Here is a 21,194-nt window from a genome sequence, read left to right as displayed (position 1 = left end):
GCAGTTATTAGGCTGCTTGAGCCCAGGAGCCCATTTTGGAACGCAGACTGCTTCAGATCGCACTGGCGATCGTCGGCCTCGTAGCCATCCTGTTCGGCCTGACCGGCGTGCTGTTCGGCACCAGCCTGTCGGGCGTCAGGCTCGGCGTGACCATGGAAGGCTATGTGCGCTTCATCAAGGGCGTGCTGGTGGCGGTCGGGCTGATCTACTGGTCGGCGATCCCGCAGATCGAAAAGCGCTTTGAGCGGATTTCGATCGTGACCTTCATCCTCGTATTCGGCGCTGCCGCGCGTCTATTGGCCCTGCTCAGTCATGGCTTTCCGACCGTGGGACTCCTGATCAGTCTGATCGGCGAACTCGTGGTCGTCCCGATGATCTGGCTGTGGCTCCGCCATCTCGTGCGGCGGGGTGCGGTCGCATGAAGCGGATCGGCATTGGGATCGTCTATGTGATCGGCGCGATTTCGATCGGTTATCTCGCGCTCTACGCCTATGCGATGTTCACCCGGCAGGAGCTGACGCCGGGCGATCCGATCAAGATTTTTCGGAAGCAGGACGCGCCGAGCTATTCGCAGGGCGCGTCGTTGTCGTTCTTTGCGTAATTACATCGCGCCCATGGCCGCACGATAGTCGCCGGCGCCTGCTCCGGCCGGTGTGATCGGCAGACCACCATCGGCATATTCGTTGAGCTTGTTGCGCAGCGTGCGGATCGAGATGCCAAGAATATTGGCCGCATGGGTGCGGTTGCCGAGGCAGTGCTTCAGCGTCTCCAGGATCAGATCGCGCTCGACATCGGCTACGGTACGGCCGACCAGTGCGCGGGTCACGGTTTCTGCCGCCATGGTGGCGTGCGCGACGGCCGGCGGGGTCTTGGCGAGGTCGAGACGATCACCATCCGGGGTCAGGATGGCATCCGCGCCAATCTCGTCGCCGTTGGCCATCAGCACCGAACGGTGGATCGTGTTTTCGAGTTCACGGACGTTGCCCTGCCAGCGATTGGCGGTGAGCACGCGCCGTGCTTCGGCGGAGATCGGACGCACCGGCACGCCATTGGCGTCGGCATACTTCTTGGCGAAATGTTGCGCCAGCTCAAGAATGTCGGCCGGGCGATCGCGCAGCGGCGGGATCTTCAGGTTCACGACGTTCAAGCGGAACAGAAGATCTTCGCGGAACGTGCCTTCGCGCACGGCGTCGGAGAGATTGCGGTTCGAGGTTGCGATGATGCGAATGTCCACCGGCACCGGCTTGGTGCCGCCGACGCGGTCGATGACGCGCTCCTGAATGGCGCGCAGCAGCTTCGACTGCAGCCGTACGTCCATTTCCGAGATTTCGTCCAACAAGAGTGTGCCGCCGGTGGCTTCCTCGAATTTGCCGATGCGGCGTGCGATTGCGCCGGTGAAGGCGCCCTTCTCGTGGCCGAACAGTTCGGACTCCAGGAGATGCTCGGGGATTGCAGCGCAGTTGATACTGATGAACGGCTTCTTGGCGCGGTTGGAGCGGGTATGGACATAGCGCGCCAGCACTTCCTTGCCGGTGCCGGATTCGCCCGTGATCATCACCGACGCATCGGAGCCGGCGATCTGCTGCGCCAGCTTGACCACCTTGCCCATCATCTCGTCGCGATAGATCAGGTCGCGGGAGTCGTTGGCGACGGCGGCCAGAACGGCGGCGATCAGCTCCGGATCCGGCGGCAGCGGGATGTATTCTTTGGCGCCGGCATGGATCGCCGCCACCGCAGCGCGGGCATCGGTGGTGATGCCGCAAGCGACGATTGGCACATGGATGTGCTCGGCTTCCAACCGCATCACGAGATCGCGGATGTCGAGGGCGACATCCACCAGCAGGAGGTCTGCGCCCTTGCCGCCGCGCAACACGCCCATCGCCTGATCGTGGCCTTCGGCATGAACCACGGAGGCGCCGTTATCCATGGCGATCTTGGTGGCGGTGGTGAGTTGGCCCTTGAGGGTACCAACGATGAGAAGCCGCATGGTGATCTCCTGTTATATCCTGGTCGCGCCCTTGAGGCGCCGTTTGTCCCGAATTAGCTGCGTTCAGCCTTGATGATTTCAGTCATGGTGACACCGAGCTTTTCTTCGACGAGGACGACTTCGCCGCGCGCCACCAGGCGGTTGTTCACATAGATGTCGATCGCTTCGCCAACGCGGCGGTCGAGTTCGAGCACGGTGCCGGGCCCGAGCTTCAGCAATTCACCCACACCCATCTTGGAGCGGCCGAGCACGGCCGATACCTGAACCGGAACGTCGAAGACCGCTTCGAGATCGGCGGCAATGCGCGTGACCTGTTCTTCGTCAGCGTAGCCAACGTCGCCCATTGCGCCGGGATCGGTGGCATTGAGGTCGGGAAGCGGCACCTGTGGATCGCTCATGTTCTAGTCCTCACAGCCCTGTCAGGCCTGATTGCGCGACGCCATATAGCGTCCGACGAGTTCGTTGATCTTGCTGTCGATGGCCGCGCGTTCCAGCACGACGCCGCCATCCGCCCATTCGATTTTGCAGTCGCCGCTCTCGATGTCCGGCTCGGCAAGAATGACGAGGCGACCGGCGAAGCCGCTCTGCTTGGCTTGTTTTTCGATGCGCTCGCGTGCTTCGTCATAGAGCTGGTCGTTGATGCGCACCACGAGATGCGGCGTCGACACCAGGTTCTTGAAACAGTCGTGGACCAGGGCCATGACTTCCGTGAGCGGCTCGACGGCGATCAATTCATTGCAGAGTTTGCGTGCCACCGACACCGCGACATCGACCGCTTCGGTTTCCATCTTTTCTTCGATGGCCCCGAAGCGCGACGAGATCGAGGAGATCGCAACGCCGATCTGTTCCAGCGCCAATGCGGCGCGACGGTCGCTTTCGGCCTTGGCTTCGCGCTGGGCCGCATCGAAGCCGGCGCGATAGGCCTGGGCTTCGGCGTTGGCGACCTTCTCCGCGATCTCGGCGGGCGTGATCGCGGGCGCACGCGTCTTGTCGGGCGCTGCGAAGTCCATATCGAACAGAAATTTTGCGGGGGCGGCCATCAATACACCAGCTCGTCGTCGGCGCGGTTCTTGGTCAGCACGATTTCGCCCTTGGCGGCGAGATCCTTGGCCAAATTCACCAGCAGTGCCTGTGCCTCGTCGACATCGCGCAGACGGACCGGGCCGAGCGCGGCCATATCGTCGGTCAGCATCTTGGCGGCGCGGGACGACATGTTGCCCATGAAGAAGGCGCGCACTTCCTCGTTGGCGCTCTTCAGTGCGATACCCAGCTTGTCCTTGTCGATGCTGCGCATCAGGGTCTGTGCCGAGCCGGCATCGAGCTTGATGAGGTCGTCGAAGGTAAACATCAGCGCCTTGATGCGCTCGGCCGCCTCGCGATTGTCTTCTTCCAGCGAGGTGATGAATCGCGTTTCGGTCTGGCGGTCGAAGTTATTGAAGATTTCCGCCATGACTTCGTGCGCGTCGCGACGACGGGTCTGCGAGAGGTTCGACATGAATTCGACGCGCAGCGTCTGTTCGACGCGCTCGATGACTTCCTTCTGCACCGCTTCCATCTTGAGCATGCGATTGATGACGTCGAGCGCGAGATCCTCGGGCAGGATGCCGAGGACGCGCGCTGCATGCTCCGGCTTCAGCTTCGACAGCACCACAGCGACGGTCTGCGGATATTCGTTCTTCAGGTAGTTCGCGAGAACCTCTTCCTGCACGTTCGAGAGTTTTTCCCACATGTTGCGGCCTGCAGGGCCGCGGATTTCTTCCATGATACCGCTGACGCGCTCGGACGGCAGATACTGGGTCAGCAGACGCTCAGTGGCATCGAAAGTGCCCATCAGGGCGCCGGAGGCGGACATCCGTGACACGAATTCGAGCAGCAGATCTTCGACCGTCTCCGGCTCGATGGTGCCGAGCGATGACATGTGGAGTGAAAGCTCGCGCACCTCGTCGTCGTCAAGCTGCGCCCAGACCTTGCCGCCATATTGTTCACCCAGCGCCAGCATCAGGATGGCTGCGCGCTTCGGGCCGCTCAGCGGCTTCGCCGGCGCACGGCCACCCTGGCGCTGTGCGAGCGATGCTACGACGCTGGCGATGTCGCTGCTGTTGTCGCCGGTGGTTTGCGGAACGGATGCCATTCAGATCACGCCGGTTCCTGCAGCCATGCGCGAACAATGGCTGCGGTTTCGTTGGGGTTACGATCGGCCAGTTCGCCCACGCGATGCACGGATTGCGCGTGGACCTGACCCTGGATGGTGGCGACGTCGATCATGTTGGGGCCGCTGGCGGGAATGACGGTCTGTCCGTCAGCGCTGAGAGCGACACCGTCGGGAAGAGCGAGAGCGTTGGCTGCAGGGAGCGCCGGCACGGGCTCAGAGGCGAGGACGCGGCGGACCAGCGGGCGGATGACCATGAACATCACGACCAGACCGAGCAGCATCATGACCGCGAGTTCGATGACGTGCATCACGTCATCCTTGGTGAATTGCATCATGCCGAGCAAACCGGTCGGCTCCGGCGTCGGAACGACAGTTGGGCCCTCGGCGAATTTCAGGTTGACGACCTCGACCTGATCGCCGCGCTTCTGGTCGAAGCCAATGGCCGAACGGACCAGCGCTGCGATGCGATCGAGTTCTTCCTTGGGGCGTTGGGCGTAGACCTGCTCGCCCTTCTCGTTCTTGCTGTAGCTGCCGTCGACCAGTACCGCGACCGAGATGCGATTGACACGGCCTGCTTCGGTAACTTCGGTCTTGGTGACGCGGGAGATTTCGTAATTGTTGGTTTCTTCCGACTTCTTGCTTTGATCCTTCGCCGTCCCCGTGTTGCCGGCCGCCTGATTTCCCGGCAGTTCGTTGTTGACGGTGACTTGGCCATCCCGCTCGCCGACGGCGGAGGATTCTTCGCGGCTCTGGCTGGAGCGCAAGACCCGGCCTTCCGGGTCGAATTTGTCGGAGGTCTGCGTGACCTTGTTGTAGTCGAAGTCGGCTGTGAGCTGGACCCGGGCCCGGCCTGCGCCCACCACCGAGGAAACGATCGCTTCGACCTGGCTCCGCATCCGCTTTTCGAAGCCGGCGCGGCGTTCGTCGCCGGTGGCGCCTTCCATGGTCGCGTCGGCGGCACCGTCGGCGAGCAGTTGTCCCGCTTCGTCGACGATCGAAACCCGGGCCGGCTTCAGGCCGTTGACGGCCGAGGCGACGACATGGCGGATCGCCCGGACCTGCTGCGGGTCGAGGGCGCCGCGGACGCGGACGACGATCGAGGCCGAAGGCTCGGGAGCTTCGCGGGAGAACAGGGGGCGTTCCGGCAGGACGAGGTGAACGCGGGCGAACTGTACCCGGTCGATCGCCCGGATCGTTCGCGCCAATTCGCCTTCGAGGGCGCGTAAGTGATTGATATTTTGGACAAAGCTTGTTGTTCCGAGAGCGTCCGACTTGTCGAAGATCTCGTAGCCGACGCCGCCACCCTTGGGCAGGCCGCCTTCCGCCAGCTTCATGCGCAGGCGAGTCACCTTGTCCTTCGGCACCATGATGGCGGCACCGTCGTTCTTCAGCTCATAGGGGATGGCCTGGCGTTCCAGGTCCTTGATGATCGCCGAGGAGTCCTCGACGCTCAGGTCCGTGAACAGGGTGGTCATCTGCGGCGTGGTGACCCGCATGATGACGAAAGCAAAGAAGCCGATGAGTGCGGCGGTCACCGCAACCATCGCCATCAGGCGCGCCGCGCCGAGACCCTTAAGGAAACTTAGAAGACTCTGCACGAACCAGCCCCTGAGATTCGGCCTCAAAGACCGACTGGGCAAATTTTGCCGGGGTATGGTTTCGATATGGTTAACGGCGGTTAACGGGTGGCAAAAATATGGCCAAATGACGAAAACCGGCTTCCCATGAGGGAGCCGGTTTTCATCGAATTGGAGATATTAACGATTCGTTTACTGACGATACTGCTGGATGCGGGTGGTCCGCAGTCCTGCCAGACCGTGCTGGTCGATCGAGAACTGCCAGGAGAGGAATTCGTCGACTGTCAGCGTATAACGGCTGCAGGCTTCCTCCAGGGACAGAAGGCCACCGCGGACGGCGGCCACAACTTCGGCTTTGCGGCGGATGACCCACCGTTTAGTTCCGGGCGCGGGCAGATCCGCAATTGTTAACGGACTGCCGTCAGGCCCGATGACGTATTTGACCCTCGGGCGATGGGGTTCTGTCATGGCGTACTCACAAACTCTCAACCACTGAACTCACTTCAACAATCTACGCCCAGCGACTTAAAATTTGCCTAAGCCTACAACTCCAATGCGAATAGAACTGGATTTGGTTCGAAATAATCGTCCCGAGGAGATGATGCGGCGCAGCGTCAGGTTGTCGGTGTGGTTGGAGTCGTCGGCGTTGTCGTCGGACGCACCACGCGCTTGATTTTATCGACGGTATAGTTGCTGCCGTTGATCGAGAGCAGAGCGGGGCTCGCTGACAGATCGACGGAATCGACAACGCCCTGGACTTCCGTGGAGATAGCAACATCACGGCCGTTGTCGTCCTTGCCCGTTGCAGTCAGCGTATAGGCCCCTTCGGGATACTGAACGCCGTCATTGCCTTTGCCGTCCCATACGAAAGTGCCGTTGCCCGACTGCAACGTATACTTGCCGGTGTAGACAACGTTACCAGCTGAATTCGTAATGTTGACGGTGGCTGTAGAGTCCTTGTCGGCGAGCAGATTCCATGTCGCCGACGTCTTGAATTGCGCCGTGCTGCCATCGACAGCGACGTTGTTGCCGACATAGATGAGCGCCTGCGTCGCTTCCGTAGCTTTGCCAAGATCGACCAGGGCTTTCAACTGATCGTTCGACTTGAGCTGCTGTTCGACGCCCGCGAACTGCACGAGCTGCTGCGTGAACTGGTTGGTATCGAGCGGATCGAGCGGGTTCTGGTTCTGCAGCTGCGTCGTCAGCAGCGTCAGGAACGTCTGGAAATTATCGGCAATGCCGGTGGTCGTCGAGCCGGAGCTGCTGCTCGAGTTCGATACCGGTGTGGTACCGGATACGACTGGGGGTGGAGTCGTTGCGTCAACTGCCATGGTTCGCTCCTCAAATACTGATGTCGACGCCGCTGCTGGATCCCAGCATGCGGCCATAACTGCGGCCCGCAGCGATCGCAGGCACGGACTCGTCTTCGTGGATCACCAGGCGCTGGGCGTTGCGGCCCGAATTCTCGCCACTGTTCTGTTGCTGGCCTTGCGATTGATCGCGCAGGCTGAATTGTAATCCGCTGTCGTTGGTCTTGAGGCCGGCCTGTTCGAGCGCGCGCTGCAGTTGCGGTGCATCCTGGCGCAGCATGGTCAGGGTTTCCGGCTTCTCGACGGTGAGGTGCGAGGTGACATTGCCATGCTTGTCGACTTCGAGCCGGACATCGATACGGCCAAGTTCGGCAGGGTCGAGCCGGATGTCGAAGCTGCTCTTGCCCGATTTGGCGTTCTGCGCGATCTCGACGGCGACGCCATTCAAAGGCACCGGCGCGTTGGTGGCGACCGTGGCGGTCAATTGCGGGGTCGCAGCTGCAATTGGTGTCGGTGCGGTCTGCAATGGCTGCTGCTGCAAGCTATTGGTGGTCGGCGCGGTCACATCCGTTACTGCAGCCTGAGCGACGTGTTCGGTGCGACGCTCATGGCCAGCGCCAGCCGCAGGCTTTGCAGCTTCCGGTGCAACGGCGGTCGCGTCAGTTGCCAAGCCATCTACGGGTTTGTCGCCCGGCTTGGTATCCTTGCCGACGGTCGACGCTGCGGCCGCGTCGGCTGGCTGCGCGGACGTCGTCTCGGTGGTCTTGGTCTTGTCTTCTGATTTAGCCTCGGCCGTTGATGCCGTTGTGGCATCGGCTGCGCCGGTCTTCTTTGCGCCGGCTTTGCCGCCCGCGGGCGTCGCGGATGCGATAAGTGCCGCGAAATTCGCTTCGGCTTCCGGGGGCGTCGTTGCAGGTGCCGCTTCGGCGTCAGCCGTCGCAGCTTCGGTCACTGCCGTCTGGGCTTTCAAAACGGCTGCAGCGATGGCGAGAGGCTGTGCAACGCCGGTGGTTTCGGGCGCTGTCGGAGCTACTGCAACATCTGTCGTGGCCGCAGGCACCGGAATTGCGACGGCGACGGCGGAGATCGCGACGGGCTTCTCGGTTGAGGCCGTTGCGTCGGTGTCGGTCGTTGCGCTCTTGTCGGTATCCTTGGACGAGGCGTCCTTGGTGTCGGTCTTGTCGCCCGTTTTCGCGTCGGCCTTGGAATCGGCCTTCGTGTCGCTCGGGTCGCTCTTCGTCGCCTTGCGGGAGTCCTGCGCGGCATCGGCTGCCTGGGTGTCGCGGTCGCGCGGATTCGCGGCCGCGTTGTCGGCGCGATCATCGGACTGCCGTGTTCGGTCATTGCTCGAGGAGCGCGTGTCGTCGCGCCGTGCCGGTGCTGGCAGATCAGGCTGGGCGGCTGCGGCGCGATCGGCCACTACGGCAGTGTTGTCGACCAGCGAGCCGAAGCTGTCGGCATCCGACCGCTGATCGTCGCGCGACGAGGTCGAACGCGTGCCCTGAAACGAGACGGTTGAGGCGATATCCTGCGTAACGCTAACCACGGGTGGCCTTTCCAGAAGAGTTCTATCCTCCTTTCAGCAAGGACCGGGCCACGTCTCGTTCAAGAAAAATATTCATATAAATCAGTATGTTGCGATTTGGAGGGAGCCTGCTTGGGGGCCGTCGCGGCATTATCTTTTCTGCCCGGCGGCAAGAATTGCCGTTTCTGGCGAGGCGCCGTGATTGATTGAGCGCAAGGCGGCCTATATTAAAGTGCCATATCCCAACCATTGTCGGACCGACCTTAAGTTCCGGGATTTGGCTCCGTTTTCCTGATCGCGACGGTTTGTAGCCAGCGCGGTCGCATCAGTGACCGAAACCATGCTCAACAGTCTCGATCTCGAAGGCCGTCCGCAGGACACCAGGGTCGTGGTCGCCATGTCCGGCGGCGTCGACTCCTCGGCGACGGCTGCGCTGTTGAAGTCGCAGGGCTACGACGTCGTCGGTATTACGCTACAACTCTACGATCACGGCGCCGCCACCCACCGCAAGGGCGCCTGCTGCGCCGGCCGTGACATCCATGATGCCCGTGACGTGGCCGAGCGGATCGGGATCCCGCATTACGTGCTGGATTACGAAAGCCGGTTCCGCGAGTCCGTCATCGACAATTTCGCCGCGAGCTATGCCTCCGGCGAAACGCCGGTGCCGTGCATCGAATGCAATCGTTCGGTCAAGTTCCGCGATCTGCTGGCGACCGCGCGCGATCTCGGCGCGCAGGCATTGGCGACCGGGCATTACGTGGCCTCACGCCGCCTTGCTGACGGCTCGCGTGCCATGGTCTGCGCTGCCGATGCCGATCGCGACCAGAGCTATTTCCTGTTCGCCACCACGCAGGAACAGCTCGATTATCTCCGCTTTCCGCTCGGCGACATGAGCAAGCCGCAAACCCGCGAACTGGCCCGGCAGTTCGATCTGTCGGTCGCCGACAAGCAGGACAGCCAGGACATCTGCTTCGTGCCGTCCGGCCGCTACACCGACGTGATCGAGCGTCTGAAGCCGAATGCGCTCGAGCCGGGCGAGATCGTTGATATGGATGGCCATGTCATCGGCCGCCACGACGGCATTATCCATTTCACCATCGGCCAGCGCCGCGGCCTCGGTATTGCAGCGAGCGCGCCGCTCTATGTGATCAAGCTCGACGCCATCACCCGGCGCGTGGTGGTCGGCCCGCGCGAGGCCTTGCGGATGCACCGCATTGTGCTGCGCGACGTCAACTGGATCGGCGGCGGGAGGCTGGAAAGCGCCGTGGGCAGTGGTCTTGAACTGTTCGTCAAGGTGCGCTCGACCCGTGGACCGCAGCCGGCCTGGCTGCGTGCTGTGAATGGCAGCTACGAGATCGAACTGGTCGGCGGCGAAGAGGGCGTGTCGCCCGGCCAGGCCTGTGTGTTCTACGACGCGCCGGACGGTCAGGCCCGCGTGCTCGGCGGCGGCTTCATCAAGAGCGCTGCGGCGAAAAGCCCTGTCAGCACCTCCCCCCGCGATGCTAATGTCCCCGCCGTCGCAGCGATGCGTGCGTAAGAGTTCAGGGTAGGGGCATGGCTGGCGATATCGACCGCGCAGGGGTCGCGAAGGCTTACGGGCGCTGGGCGCCGATTTACGATCTCGTTTTTGGCAAGGTGTTCGATAGCGGTCGGCAATCGACAATCATCGAGGCCGATCGCATCGGCGGCCGCATCCTCGATGTCGGCGTCGGCACCGGTCTGTCGCTGGTCGATTACGCTCGCACCACGAAGATTTGCGGCGTCGATATTTCCGAGCCGATGTTGCGCAAGGCGCATGAGCGCGTCCGCACCCACAATCTCACCAATGTCGAAACGCTGGCGGTCATGGATGCGAAGAACCTCGCATTTCCCGACAATCATTTCGATGCCGTGGTAGCGCAATATGTCATCACTGCCGTGCCCGATCCGGAAGCGACGCTGGATGATTTCGTCCGTGTGCTGAAGCCAGGTGGCGAGCTCATTCTGGTCAACCACATCGGCGCTGAAAGCGGTCCGCGCAAGATTTTCGAACTGGCCTTTGCACCCTTGGCGCGTCGCCTTGGCTGGCGACCGGAATTCCCGTGGAAGCGGCTAGTGGATTGGGCGGCGGTGCATGGCGGGATCAGGCTGGCCGAGCGCCGGCCGATGCCGCCGATGGGGCATTTTTCGCTGATCCGCTACATTAAATCCTGACTGTTGCAGCGCGAGGCCGGAACCTCTATTCGCGCCCGCGGTTTGCTCCAGATGCAGATCAAACAGTCGCTTGTCATCGCAGGTCTTGTCATCGCCGGTTCCAGCGCTGCCCTCGCGCAGGCGCCGCCAACGCCTGCTACGCCACCCGCTCAGACCGCACCACCAGCTGCAGAGCGTGCAAATACCAATTGCACGCCGACACAAACGACCCCGCAGGGGACGATTACTCCCAGCGGTACGACGACCGGGCAGAGGTCTGAGCCGTTGGGCGACACGCTCGCGAAATCGGATGGCGTTTTGTGTCCGCCGAGCAATGTCGATTCCGCGATGCGGGCGCCGGCGCCGAGCTCCGATAACAGCAATACGCCGGTGATTCCTCCCCCAGGCAGTCCCGGTGGTCATCAAAGCGTTCGGCCGAAGTAAGTCTTAACGAGTTCGTCAGGCGCGCGGCACGGACACAGGCCGCGCGTCACGCGTTTGCGCGGCGAGCCGGATGCCTGCATTGGCCGCACCAAATCCCTGATAGTTGCGACGCTCGACAATCTCGAAGAAGAAACGCTCATCGAAGCTCGGCGTGTAGATCTGGAAGAATTCGCCGTCGCCTTCGCGATCATACAGGATCTGGTTGTCGCGCAGCGCAGCCATCAGCTCGGCATCGAGCCCATATTTGGCTTCCACGTCATCGTAATAATTGTCGGGAATGCGCAGGAATTTGGCGCCGCGTTTGCGCATATCGGCCACAGCAGCAAAGATATTGTCGCACAAGAACGCGATATGTTGCACGCCGGAACCGAAGAACTCCGAGATGAAGCGGTTCGACAGCGTGCGCGTTGCGGATGATCCGTTCAAGATGATGCGCAGCGACTGATTGGCTGATATCAGCGCCTGGCTTTGCACGAGGCCGACCGGGTCCGGAATTTCCATCTGCGGCAGGCGCTGCAGGTCGAGAATGCCGGTGTAAAACAGAAGCCATGACAGCATCTCGTCATAGGGCATCGATTGCGAGATGTGATCGACGACGGAAAGATGATCTGTATCGGCATCGCTCTTGAGCGGCTCGAAATCTACGTCCCAGTTCTTGCCGGCCGCTTCCAGGAAATAGAGAAGACTGCCGCCGACGCCGTGGATCGCCGGGATTTCCAGCTCGCCCGGTCCGACTGGCTGATAGAACGTCCGCGCCTGCAACGCTTCCGCGCGCGCCATGGCCTGCTTGGTATTGCCGACGTCAAGTGCGATGGCGCACACGCCGGGGCCATGCGTCACGTAATGCGAATGCGCGAAACCGTCCGGCTCAGAATTGATCACGAGTTCGATGGCGCCCTGCGACCAGCGCTCGACGTCCTTGCTGCGATGGGCGCCAGTCTTGTGAAAGCCAAGTTGGCTGAGCAGCGTTGCGAGGTCAGTCGCCTTGGTCTCGTTGACGGCGAATTCGATGAAGCCGACGCCGCGGGTCGATGTCTTTGGCTGCAGGGCGTCGGCCGGTGTCTTTGCCAGTTGATCCTGCAACAGGATCAGTGAACGCAACCCGTCAGTGGCCGTTCGAACGGCGGAGCCTGCGCGGAACTGGTCGTTGAAAATCTCAAGCGACCACGCGCCGCTATAGCCGGTGGCTTGCACGGCTTCCATGAACTTGGCCACAGGCAGGTCGCCCTGGCCGGGGAAGCAGCGGAAATGCCGGCTCCAGGACAGGACATCGAGGCCCAGCTTCGGCGCGTCGGCGAGCTGCACCAGAAAGATCTTGTCCGCCGGTATGGATGCGATGGCGCTGACGGGAAATGCCGGGGCCAGCGCATGGAAGCTATCGAGGATCACGCCGATCGACGGGTGATTGGCGCGGCGCACGATCTCCCAGGCATCGCGATAGTCGTTGACATGAGCGCCCCATGCGAGTGCCTCGAAGCCGACACGCATGCCATGCTGCGCGGCGAGGTCCCCAAGCTCGCGAAAATCCGCTGCGGCTCGGTCGATACCGCCAAGCGAGGCCGGCGAGATGTTGCTGCAGATCAGCATCAGATCCGTCTGCAATTCTTTCATCAGGTCGAACTTGCGCGCCGCGCGCGCGAAGTTGCGGCTACGCTGCGGCTCCGGCATGCCCTCGAAGTCGCGGAAGGGCTGGAAAGCGCAGATGGTCAGGCCGAGGTCGCGGCACATCTGGCCGACGTCCTTGGGGCTTCCATTGAAGGACAGAAGATCCGCTTCGAAGATCTCGACCTCGTCGAAGCCGGCAGCAGCGATGGCGCGGAGTTTCTCATCCAGTGCGCCTGATAGCGAGACGGTGGCGATCGAACGCTTGGTCATGCCGCGGTCTCCGTCATGGCGCCGCCGAGGAACAACTGTCCGATGCGCGGATCGTTGAGCACACGGTCGGCCTTGTCCATCAAGCGGGTCTGGCCGAGTTCGAGCACGATGCCGAAATCGGAAATCTCCAGTGCCGAGCGTGCGTTCTGCTCGATCATCAGGATCGAGACGCCGCGGTCGCGCAGTTCCTTCAGGATGTTGAACGTCTGCAACACCATCAGCGGCGACAGCCCGATGGAAGGTTCGTCGATCAGCACCAGCTGTGGATCGAGCAAGAGGCCGCGGGCGATTTCGAGCTGCTTCTGCTCGCCCCCGGACAAGGTTGACGCCTGTTGCTTGGCCTTGGTGCGGAGCACTGGGAATTTGTCGAGAGCGGCCTCGATACGGGCCGGCAGATCGGTGATGTCGCGGCCGGCGGCAACGGCACCAAGCTCGATATTGTGACGGACCGTCAGTTCCGGAAAGATATTGCGGCCCTGCGGGACGTAGCAGATGCCTGCCGTCAGCAGTGCGCGCTGGCTGAGACCGGTGACGTCCTTGCCCTTGAATACGACTTTGCCTTCGCGCAGCTTCAGCAGACCGAAGATCGCCTTGAACACCGTGGACTTGCCGGCGCCGTTTGGCCCGATGACGGTGGTGATGGACCCAGCCGGCACCGAGAAGGTGGTGCCATTCAAGATCGTCATCTTGCCGTAGCCGCCGACAAGGTTCTGAACGTCCAGGATTGCATCGCTCATGGCACTATCCTCAATGTCCCAGATAGGCTTCGATCACGGCAGGATTGGCGCGGATTTCGTCCGGTCGCCCAACCGCCAGAACCTTGCCTTCGGCCATCACCATTACGCGCGTGCAGAGCGACATCACGAATTCCATGTTGTGCTCGATGACAACGAAAGTGGCGCGTTTCTCCCGGTTGATCGCCGCGAGTCGGTCCTTGAGATCCGCGAGCATTGTTAGGTTGACGCCGCCGGCAGGCTCGTCGAGCAGCACGAGACGCGGTCCGCCCATGAAGGCCATCGCTGCGTCGAGCAGTTTCTGCTGGCCATAAGAGAGGCCGCCCGCGGGCTCATCGGCGAGATGGTCGAGCTTGAAGAAGCCGATCATCTGATTGGCGGCCTCCGTCAGGCCGGCATCGGATGGGCCGAGCAGGCGTGACAGCATGTTACCTTGGTGTTCCTGACCGGCGAGGATCAGATTTTCGCGCACCGACAGCTTTGGGAATACCTGCAGCAATTGAAACGTGCGGCTGACACCGAGGCCGTTCAGCTCCGACGGCCGCATCCCGGTAACCACCTTGCCGTCGACCTTCACTTCGCCGGCGCTCGGTGTGAGCTGGCCGAGGATGCAGTTGAACAGCGTGGACTTGCCGCAGCCATTCGGGCCGATCAGGCCGAGGATTTCGCCTTCCTGGACATCGAACGAGACGCCGTTGACAGCGGTGATGCCGCCAAAGCTCTTGCGGATATTGCTGACTTCGAGGACTGCGGTCATGGCGCCGTTTCCAGTTTCGCTTTGGCGACCGCGCGCAACGCGGAAGCGGCCTTGGTGCGGCGTTCGGAGATGTAACGATCGAGAATGCCGAGAATGCCGGTGGGTGAGTAGATCAGTAGCAGGATCACCGCGATGGCATAGAGCATGAGATAGTAACCCTGCGTGAAGCGCAGCCATTCAGGCAGCAGCACAGCGATCATTGCGCCGAGGAAGGGCCCGAAGAAGAAGCCGGAGCCGCCCACGATCACCATCATCAGGAGATCGAGGGACAGCGACAGGTGGAATGGCACGGGATCGACATATTGGGTCAGCGGCGCATAGAGCGTGCCAGCGACGCCGCCGAGTGCGGAGCCGATCGCAAAGGCCATCAGCGTATAGCGCCGTGTGTCGATGCCGAGCGAAAGCGCACGAACGGGATTTTCGCGCAGCGCAATGAAAGCACGGCCCCAGGGCGAACGGATCAGCCACCAGACGGCCAGTGAGACGAGCCCGAGCGATCCCAGACAGACATAATAGAATGGCAACGGTCGTCGCGTCGGATAGCTAAAGATCTCCGGGCGAGGGATGTTGCTGATGCCGTAGATGCCCTTGGTCAGCCAATCCTCGTTGCGGAAGACAAGGAAGGCCAGCGTCGAAAAGGCGAGGGTGACAAAAGCCAGGTAGTGATGCTGCACGCGCAGGGCGGGATAACCGAGGATCCAGCCGATAACGAAACACAGCACGATGGCGACGCCGAGTGCCGCGATCAGCGGCATGCCGCTGGAGGTCATGATCGCCGCGGTATAGGCGCCGATGCCGACAAAGGCGCCCTGCGCCAGCGAGACCTGCCCGGCATAGCCCAGCGTCAGATTGAGCCCCATGGCGGCGATGGTCATCACAGCCCACTGGCTGAGGATGAACAGGCCGTAGCGGTTGAAGTTCATCGGAACGATGATCAGCGCGGCAATGACAACGATGCCGAAGCCGATCTTGAGATACTTGGCCGCGGTCATACGGTGCGCTCCTCGGGGCGGCCGAGCATGCCCTGCGGCCGAAACAGAATGATCGCGATCAACAGAACCAATGGCACGGCGGCGCGATACTGGGTGGAGACATAGGCGGCTGACAGATTGTCGACGACGCCGATCAGCAGGCCGCCGGCAATGGCGCCGCGGACCTGATTGAAACCGCCGACAATGGCGGCGATGAACGCTGCCTGGCCGAGCACTTCGCCGTTGGAGAATTTAGCGAGATAGATCGGTGTGATGAGAAGCGAGGCCAGCGCGACCAGAAACGCATTGATCAGGAAGGTCAGCAGGATCATGCGTTCAACGGGCACGCCAATGATGCGTGCGACCGTCGGGTTCTGCGCGGCAGCTTGCATCTGGTGACCGATGGAGGTGCGGTTCAGCAGTGTTGTCAGGCCGAGTACTGCGAGAATCGCCAGCACCAGCACGCCGATGCTCTGCAGGGCGACGACGCGGCCGAAAATCGTGATGTCACCGCCCGGGATGATCGATGGAAATGGCGAGGCTTCGGCGCTCCAGAATTGCTTGGCGGCCTCTTTGATACCGATGGCCAGGGCCATGGTCGCAATCGCCAGCGGCAGCACGCCATGGCGCAGCATTGGATCGACCAGCAGCATCTTGAAGCCGAGGCCCAGCAGCAGCAGCGACAGCGCGATGCCGATCAGGATCGCCAGCCAGAACGGTGCACCGGCATGCATCACCGCCAGCATCAGGAAGGCCGGCAGCATGACGAATTCGCCCTGCGCGAAATTGATGGTCTGCGAGGTCTGCCACAGCAGCGTGAATCCGACGGCGACGATCGCGTAGATCGCCCCGGTGGCAAGACCTGCGATGAGGAGATCGAGAAGGTTGGACATGTGGTTCTCCAAATGGCCGGCAGCTAAAGCACCGGCCGCGCGCTCCCTCGCCCCGCTTGCGGGGAGAGGGCTGGGGAGAGGGGCTCTTGCGAGTGAAACACTCGCTCCCCCTCACCCGAAGCCTCGCTTCCGCTCGGCTCCGACCTCTCCCCGCAAGCGGGGAGAGGTTAAGTACGCGAGGCCTCAGTTGCCGAGCTTTGGCAGCACCTGCTTGACGACCTGCTTGCCCTCGACGATCTCGACCAGGAAACCCTGTCTATCGATGTCGCCATTGGCGTCGAAGGTCGCGTCCATCAGGATGCCTGGCTCCTTGGCGGCGGTGATGGTGAAGCCGTGCAGCGCGTCGGCGAAGCCCTTGGAATCGACCTTGCCCATTTTCTCGGTGGTGGCCTTGATCATGTAGATCGCGAGCCAGCCCTTGAGGCCGTTATGGTCCGGGACGTAGTTATACTTCTTCACGAACTTGTCGCGGAACGCCTTGATCAGTTCGACCGGCGCGTCGGTGGTGAGGCCGACATGGCCGCGGGCACCGTTGGCTGCGTCGCCGGCGAGTTCGACGACCTTCTGTCCGACCAGCGTGGTTTCGCCGACCAGCGGCACGGTGATGCCCTGGCGCTTCAGCTCCTTGAGTATGCGCGCGCTCTCTTCTTCGTTAACATAGACGAATACCGCGTCTGGCGCCGCTCCCTTGATCTTGCTGACGTCGGCCGCGAAATCGGCCTGGCCGGCTTCGGTTGAGAGATCGGCCGCGACCTTGATATTGTACTTGGCGAATTCCTTGCTGATGGAATCGCGCCCGCCTTTGCCGAAATCATTGTTGACCCAGACGATGGCGACGGACTTCGCCTTCAGTTCATCGTTGATATATTTGGCGACCTTCGGCATCGACGACTGCTGGCCGAAGGAGGTGCGGAACAGAAACTTGTTACCGGCCTGGGTCAGTTCGGCGGCTTCGCCGCCCATGATCTGCGCGATGCCGGCTTCGGCGGCGAGCGGCGCGGTGACCTTCACCGAGCCGGAATAGCCGGGCCCGAGCAGCACATAAGGCTCGGCGTCCAGTGCCTTCTGAACCTGGGCGCGGGCGACACCGGGGTTCGACTGTGAGTCTGCGTGGGTCACTTCCAGCTTGCGGCCGAGCACGCCGCCCTTGGAGTTGATCTCCTCGATCGCGAGATCGATGCCGTTCTTCCAGTTGGTGCCGACGGTGGCGCCGCCGCCCGAGAGCTCGGCGACATTGGCGAGTTTAATAGGGGCTCCGGACTGCGCGATGGCAGCGCCGGTCAATACAGTCGCGAGCAGGGCGCTCGCCAAAAACACTGGCTTCATGGAATCCTCCTGTTGCTATTGTTGTGTTTGTGGACGCGGCCTTATGAGCGGCCGCTTCATTCAGGCTGCATTTGGTGTCGGGTACCTTTTGACCATGACGGCGTCGAAAGCAATTCCCATTTCAGTCGGTGAAGGCGCAAATCCTGTAAACAACTCAAAGGCATCGGCGGCCTGGTAGATCGCCAGATCGCGGCCGGTCATTACCGGAGCTCCCTTCGCCTTGGCCGCGTTGAGCAACGGCGTCCACAGCGGGGAATACACCGCATCCGCAACCCACGCTTCCGCATGCAGCAGCGCATCCGGCACAGGCGTGCCACGGTTGGGCAACATGCCGATGGGGGTGCCATTGACGATGCCGACTGCACCGCGAACCGCGTCATCGACGCTGTCCGCCACGCGGATGCTTTGCCGGTTGTGGAGTAGGGAAACGAGATGCCGGGCCTTGGCCGTGTCCGTATCGAAAATCCGGATTTCCGAAACGCCGAGATCAACCAATGCAAAGGCGATGGCCTTGCCGACGCCGCCGGTGCCGATGACCGCGACCGGGCCATGGTTGGAATTGGCGACCAGTTGCCTGGCGGCCCTTGCAAAGCCCGTGGTGTCGGTGTTGTGGCCAGTCAGTCTGCCGTCGCGGACCACAACGGTGTTGACGGCGCCGATGGCTTTGGCCCCCGGGGACAGATCATCGAGCAGATCGACCACGGCTTCCTTATAGGGGAAAGTCACGTTTATGCCGGCAAAACCGAGGCGACGGACGCTGTCCAGGATGGCGCGCAATCCGCTGCGGTCGGCACCGGCGATTTCGATCAGCTGATAGTAACAGCGTGCACCCATGGCGTCGGCGGCCCGCTCATGCATCGCCGGCGACGCCGAATGCGCGATCGGCGCACCAAGCAGGCCGGTAAGGAAGCGTTGGCCCGTCGCCGGGGTATGGGGCGTCGCAGAGGTCATGAACGGATGGCCAATACTGTCAATCATCATCAGAAACAGGACAGAAGATAGCGCGGCGGCGATCTAACACAATTACCCTGTTATACAACAAACATAACATGATGTTATTTTTTACGGACGCGCGCGGCCGGCTTTGCGGCGGCAATTTTGTGAGAGCCGACTGCGCGCATCTCGGTGCGCAGGCAGTCGATGAAATGCTCGATATGCAGTGACAGCGGCGCGCCGCGTTTCACGGCGACGTAGGTATCGAACCGGGTGGGTTCGACGATGCGGATCACCTCGACGCCGGGATAGCCGCCATGGGCCACCGTGAACTGGTCTATGACCGCGATGCCCAACCCTGCCTTCACCAGGGCACAGACCGTGGTGCCAAATCTCGCCCGGATGGTGATGTCGTATTTGAGTTTATTGCGGGCGAAGATCTCCGCCATGATCCGGCCGTAGGGATCGTTGGGATCGATGCCGATGAGGGGGTACCGGATGATCTCCTTGGCCGAGACCTGCTTGCGACCTGCGAGTTCGTGTCCCTCTGGCACGATGCAGAACAATTCGCCGGATGCCAGCGGCATGAAGTCGAGCCCGGGATGTTCGAGCCGATAGCTCATGGCGACGCAGTCGCCGCGACCGAGCAGCAGATAGTCGATGGCCTCCTCAAGCTTGAGAATGTTGATGTCGATCCGCAGGCCGGGGTAACGCCGCCGCACCTGCTCGATGGCGCGCGGCACCATCACCTGCGAGATACTGGGAACCGATCCGATGCGCAGTTCCGACAGCGTTCCGTGGCCGATCTTCGAGATGATCTCGGTGAGATCGTCGACTTTCTTGTAGACACCGTTGATCTGTTCGAAAATATTCTGCGCTTCAGGCGTCGGGAAGTAGCGTCCGTTCTGGCGCTGGAAGAAGCGGATGCCGAGCGACTTCTCGGTGTATTTGACCAGGCGGCTGATGCCGGGCGCGGACACATTCAGGAGTTTGGCAGCGCCGCCAATGGTGCCCGTCACCATGACGGCGCGGATCACTTCAACCTGGCGTAACGTCATCATGCGCAAAAACTCTCGTTATGCTGAACGGCGCGGATGGTGCGCCAGAATGCGCGCTCTTCTGCCCTGGATGGACATGGTACCGACCGCGTCCTGCGACCCGGGGAGCATTTTCCGCAGAGGTTATCAGAACACATCTGAATTGATTCAATTTTTACCGACAGTTCGCAATCGAATTAACGCAAGTTGTAGGAGTGGATTGTAGAAGGGGCGCATTGGTCTATTTTCAGGTCAGCCCACATTCGTCGTTTCCGCCGTTGAGGTCCTATGCGCGTCGCTGTCGTCCACGATTGGCTCTACACGCTGGGCGGTGCCGAGCAGGTGCTGCGCGAGATATTGCAGTGCTATCCGGAAGCGGATGTGTTCACGCTGTTCGATGTGCTGACGCCAGAAGATCGCGCCAAGATTGGCTTCAAGAAGGCGCGTACCAGCTTCCTGCAGAAGATGCCGTTCATCCGCAAACGTCATCGGTCATATTTGCCACTCATGCCGATCGCGATCGAGCAGTTCGATCTGTCGGGCTACGACCTGGTTATTTCCAGCAGCTATGCGGTGGCCAAGGGCGTGATCACCGGCCCGAACCAGCTTCACGTGTCCTATGTGCATTCGCCGATGCGTTATGCGTGGGATCTGCAGCACGCTTATCTGAATGAAAGCGGCTACACCGCTGGCATCAAGAGCGCGTTGGCGCGGGCGTTGCTGCACCGCATCCGGATCTGGGACGTGCGCACGGCCCATGGGCCAGACGCCATGCTGGCGAACTCCAATTTCGTCGCCAAGCGGATCAAGAAGGTCTATGGCCGCGACGCCAAGGTCATCTATCCGCCGGTGACCATGTCGAAGTTGCCGGTTGATCTGCCGATCGGAGACCACTTCCTCGCGGCAAGTCGTCTGGTGCCCTACAAGAAGATCGAAGCCGTGATCCAGGCCTTTGCTGAATTGCCGGATCAGAAGCTGATCGTTGCAGGCGACGGCCCGGATGCGGAGCGGTTGAAGGCAATCGCCGGCCCGAACGTGACATTTGTCGGCTTTGTCAGTGATGAGAAGCTGCGCGAATTGATGGCGACGGCGCGTGCCTTCGTCTTTGCTGCCGAGGAGGACTTCGGGATCATCGTTGTCGAAGCTGAATCCGAGGGGGCGCCTGTTCTGGCGTTCGGCCGCGGCGGTGCGCGCGAGACGGTCTCGGCCTCTCCCGAATTGCGCACCGGCATGTTTTTCGATTCCAACGAGCCGAAGGCGATTGCAGAATGCGTTCGCGCTTTCGTGGCCAATGAGAGTTCATTTTCGCGTGCCGATTGCCGCATGCAGGCCGAGAAATTCTCGGCTGAGCGTTTCCGCAACGAACTGATGTCGTTCGTGAACGATCACATGCGGACGTTCAGCGGTGAGCGGCGGCGCAATCGCGATGGCGGTTCGCCGGATGCGGCGGGCTTCAAGCGGCGCTGGAGCGATGCCAAGGATTCCGCCCGAAGCGAATAGG

General features: G+C 61.7%; 22 protein-coding genes. 6 read left to right on the top strand and 16 right to left on the bottom strand.

The annotated features are described in order from the left end of the window. Nucleotides 1-35: 35 nt before the first annotated feature. Together AB8A38_RS14275 and AB8A38_RS14270 are read left to right on the top strand one after the other, a co-directional pair. Nucleotides 36-422: a DUF4345 domain-containing protein gene (locus tag AB8A38_RS14275; RefSeq protein ID WP_315840709.1), complete on the top strand. Its 387-nt coding sequence runs from the start codon at nt 36-38 to the stop codon at nt 420-422. Further along, complete coding sequence (locus tag AB8A38_RS14270) at nt 419-601, top strand: hypothetical protein (protein ID WP_093759441.1); 183 nt, start codon at nt 419-421, stop codon at nt 599-601. Before AB8A38_RS14275 ends, AB8A38_RS14270 begins: the two co-directional genes overlap by 4 nt. Here AB8A38_RS14270 and flbD read toward each other — a convergent pair whose 3' ends face one another. From flbD to AB8A38_RS14230, 8 genes are all read right to left on the bottom strand, one after another. Continuing rightward, a complete protein-coding gene (gene flbD / locus AB8A38_RS14265; protein ID WP_068733445.1) occupies nt 602-1,987 on the bottom strand; it encodes a sigma-54-dependent transcriptional regulator FlbD in 1,386 nt (461 codons plus the stop codon). Nucleotides 1,988-2,040: 53 nt separating this feature from the next. Next, nucleotides 2,041-2,385 (bottom strand): flagellar motor switch protein FliN, encoded by a 345-nt coding sequence (fliN, locus tag AB8A38_RS14260; protein WP_089262063.1) that lies wholly within the window; start codon nt 2,383-2,385, stop codon nt 2,041-2,043. A 21-nt stretch (nt 2,386-2,406) separates the two neighbouring features. Further along, complete coding sequence (locus AB8A38_RS14255) at nt 2,407-3,027, bottom strand: FliH/SctL family protein (RefSeq protein WP_439086381.1); 621 nt, start codon at nt 3,025-3,027, stop codon at nt 2,407-2,409. Further along, a complete protein-coding gene (gene fliG, locus AB8A38_RS14250; RefSeq protein ID WP_089262059.1) occupies nt 3,027-4,118 on the bottom strand; it encodes a flagellar motor switch protein FliG in 1,092 nt (363 codons plus the stop codon). The genes AB8A38_RS14255 and fliG overlap by 1 nt, the downstream gene beginning before the upstream one ends. A 5-nt stretch (nt 4,119-4,123) precedes the next feature. Beyond that, entirely contained in the window at nt 4,124-5,737 is a 1,614-nt protein-coding gene (fliF, locus tag AB8A38_RS14245) for a flagellar basal-body MS-ring/collar protein FliF (protein WP_439086380.1), read from the bottom strand. 171 nt (nt 5,738-5,908) lie between these two features. Further along, nucleotides 5,909-6,184, bottom strand: a complete 276-nt coding sequence (gene sciP, locus AB8A38_RS14240) for a CtrA inhibitor SciP (protein ID WP_002714638.1) — start codon at nt 6,182-6,184, stop codon at nt 5,909-5,911. 146 nt (nt 6,185-6,330) lie between these two features. Continuing rightward, complete coding sequence (locus AB8A38_RS14235) at nt 6,331-7,047, bottom strand: flagellar hook assembly protein FlgD (RefSeq protein ID WP_315840711.1); 717 nt, start codon at nt 7,045-7,047, stop codon at nt 6,331-6,333. Nucleotides 7,048-7,057: 10 nt separating this feature from the next. Beyond that, complete coding sequence (locus AB8A38_RS14230) at nt 7,058-8,572, bottom strand: flagellar hook-length control protein FliK (protein WP_315840712.1); 1,515 nt, start codon at nt 8,570-8,572, stop codon at nt 7,058-7,060. A 319-nt stretch (nt 8,573-8,891) separates the two neighbouring features. Between AB8A38_RS14230 and mnmA the strand changes: the two genes are divergently transcribed. Genes mnmA through AB8A38_RS14215 form a run of 3 tightly spaced genes read left to right on the top strand, consistent with a single transcriptional unit; the run spans nt 8,892 to nt 11,167 of the window. After that, on the top strand, nt 8,892-10,088 hold the full coding sequence (mnmA, locus tag AB8A38_RS14225) for a tRNA 2-thiouridine(34) synthase MnmA (RefSeq protein WP_439088521.1): 1,197 nt from the start codon (nt 8,892-8,894) through the stop codon (nt 10,086-10,088). 17 nt (nt 10,089-10,105) lie between these two features. Then, nucleotides 10,106-10,744, top strand: coding sequence for a class I SAM-dependent methyltransferase (locus AB8A38_RS14220; protein WP_439086379.1), 639 nt, complete (start codon nt 10,106-10,108; stop codon nt 10,742-10,744). A 51-nt stretch (nt 10,745-10,795) separates the two neighbouring features. Beyond that, complete coding sequence (locus AB8A38_RS14215) at nt 10,796-11,167, top strand: hypothetical protein (RefSeq protein ID WP_439086378.1); 372 nt, start codon at nt 10,796-10,798, stop codon at nt 11,165-11,167. A gap of 15 nt (nt 11,168-11,182) precedes the next feature. Here the strand turns inward: AB8A38_RS14215 and AB8A38_RS14210 are convergent, their stop codons facing one another. From AB8A38_RS14210 to AB8A38_RS14175, 8 genes are all read right to left on the bottom strand, one after another. Continuing rightward, nucleotides 11,183-13,042, bottom strand: coding sequence for a bifunctional sugar phosphate isomerase/epimerase/4-hydroxyphenylpyruvate dioxygenase family protein (locus AB8A38_RS14210; protein ID WP_439086377.1), 1,860 nt, complete (start codon nt 13,040-13,042; stop codon nt 11,183-11,185). Next, nucleotides 13,039-13,779 carry an ABC transporter ATP-binding protein gene (locus AB8A38_RS14205; protein WP_439086376.1) on the bottom strand — a complete coding sequence of 247 codons (741 nt, stop codon included), beginning with the start codon at nt 13,777-13,779 and terminating at the stop codon, nt 13,039-13,041. The genes AB8A38_RS14210 and AB8A38_RS14205 overlap by 4 nt, the downstream gene beginning before the upstream one ends. Before the next feature lie 10 nt (nt 13,780-13,789). Further along, nucleotides 13,790-14,533: an ABC transporter ATP-binding protein gene (locus tag AB8A38_RS14200; protein ID WP_089262045.1), complete on the bottom strand. Its 744-nt coding sequence runs from the start codon at nt 14,531-14,533 to the stop codon at nt 13,790-13,792. Then, on the bottom strand, nt 14,530-15,525 hold the full coding sequence (locus AB8A38_RS14195; RefSeq protein ID WP_439086375.1) for a branched-chain amino acid ABC transporter permease: 996 nt from the start codon (nt 15,523-15,525) through the stop codon (nt 14,530-14,532). Before AB8A38_RS14195 ends, AB8A38_RS14200 begins: the two co-directional genes overlap by 4 nt. Further along, nucleotides 15,522-16,397, bottom strand: a complete 876-nt coding sequence (locus tag AB8A38_RS14190; protein WP_068733471.1) for a branched-chain amino acid ABC transporter permease — start codon at nt 16,395-16,397, stop codon at nt 15,522-15,524. The genes AB8A38_RS14195 and AB8A38_RS14190 overlap by 4 nt, the downstream gene beginning before the upstream one ends. Before the next feature lie 183 nt (nt 16,398-16,580). Beyond that, nucleotides 16,581-17,723, bottom strand: a complete 1,143-nt coding sequence (locus AB8A38_RS14185) for an ABC transporter substrate-binding protein (protein WP_439086374.1) — start codon at nt 17,721-17,723, stop codon at nt 16,581-16,583. 60 nt (nt 17,724-17,783) lie between these two features. Further along, on the bottom strand, nt 17,784-18,674 hold the full coding sequence (locus AB8A38_RS14180) for a shikimate dehydrogenase (RefSeq protein WP_439088520.1): 891 nt from the start codon (nt 18,672-18,674) through the stop codon (nt 17,784-17,786). 104 nt (nt 18,675-18,778) lie between these two features. Next, on the bottom strand, nt 18,779-19,717 hold the full coding sequence (locus tag AB8A38_RS14175) for a LysR family transcriptional regulator (RefSeq protein ID WP_439086373.1): 939 nt from the start codon (nt 19,715-19,717) through the stop codon (nt 18,779-18,781). Between the two features lie 264 nt (nt 19,718-19,981). Here AB8A38_RS14175 and AB8A38_RS14170 point away from each other — a divergent pair, with 264 nt between their 5' ends. After that, entirely contained in the window at nt 19,982-21,193 is a 1,212-nt protein-coding gene (locus AB8A38_RS14170) for a glycosyltransferase (protein ID WP_439086372.1), read from the top strand. Nucleotide 21,194: the final 1 nt, after the last annotated feature.

This window comes from Tardiphaga sp. 839_C3_N1_4 (genome assembly GCF_051811045.1).
Classification (GTDB): domain Bacteria; phylum Pseudomonadota; class Alphaproteobacteria; order Rhizobiales; family Xanthobacteraceae; genus Tardiphaga.
The sequence above is the reverse complement of the archived record's forward strand: the minus strand, read 5'-3'. Positions and strand labels throughout refer to the sequence as shown.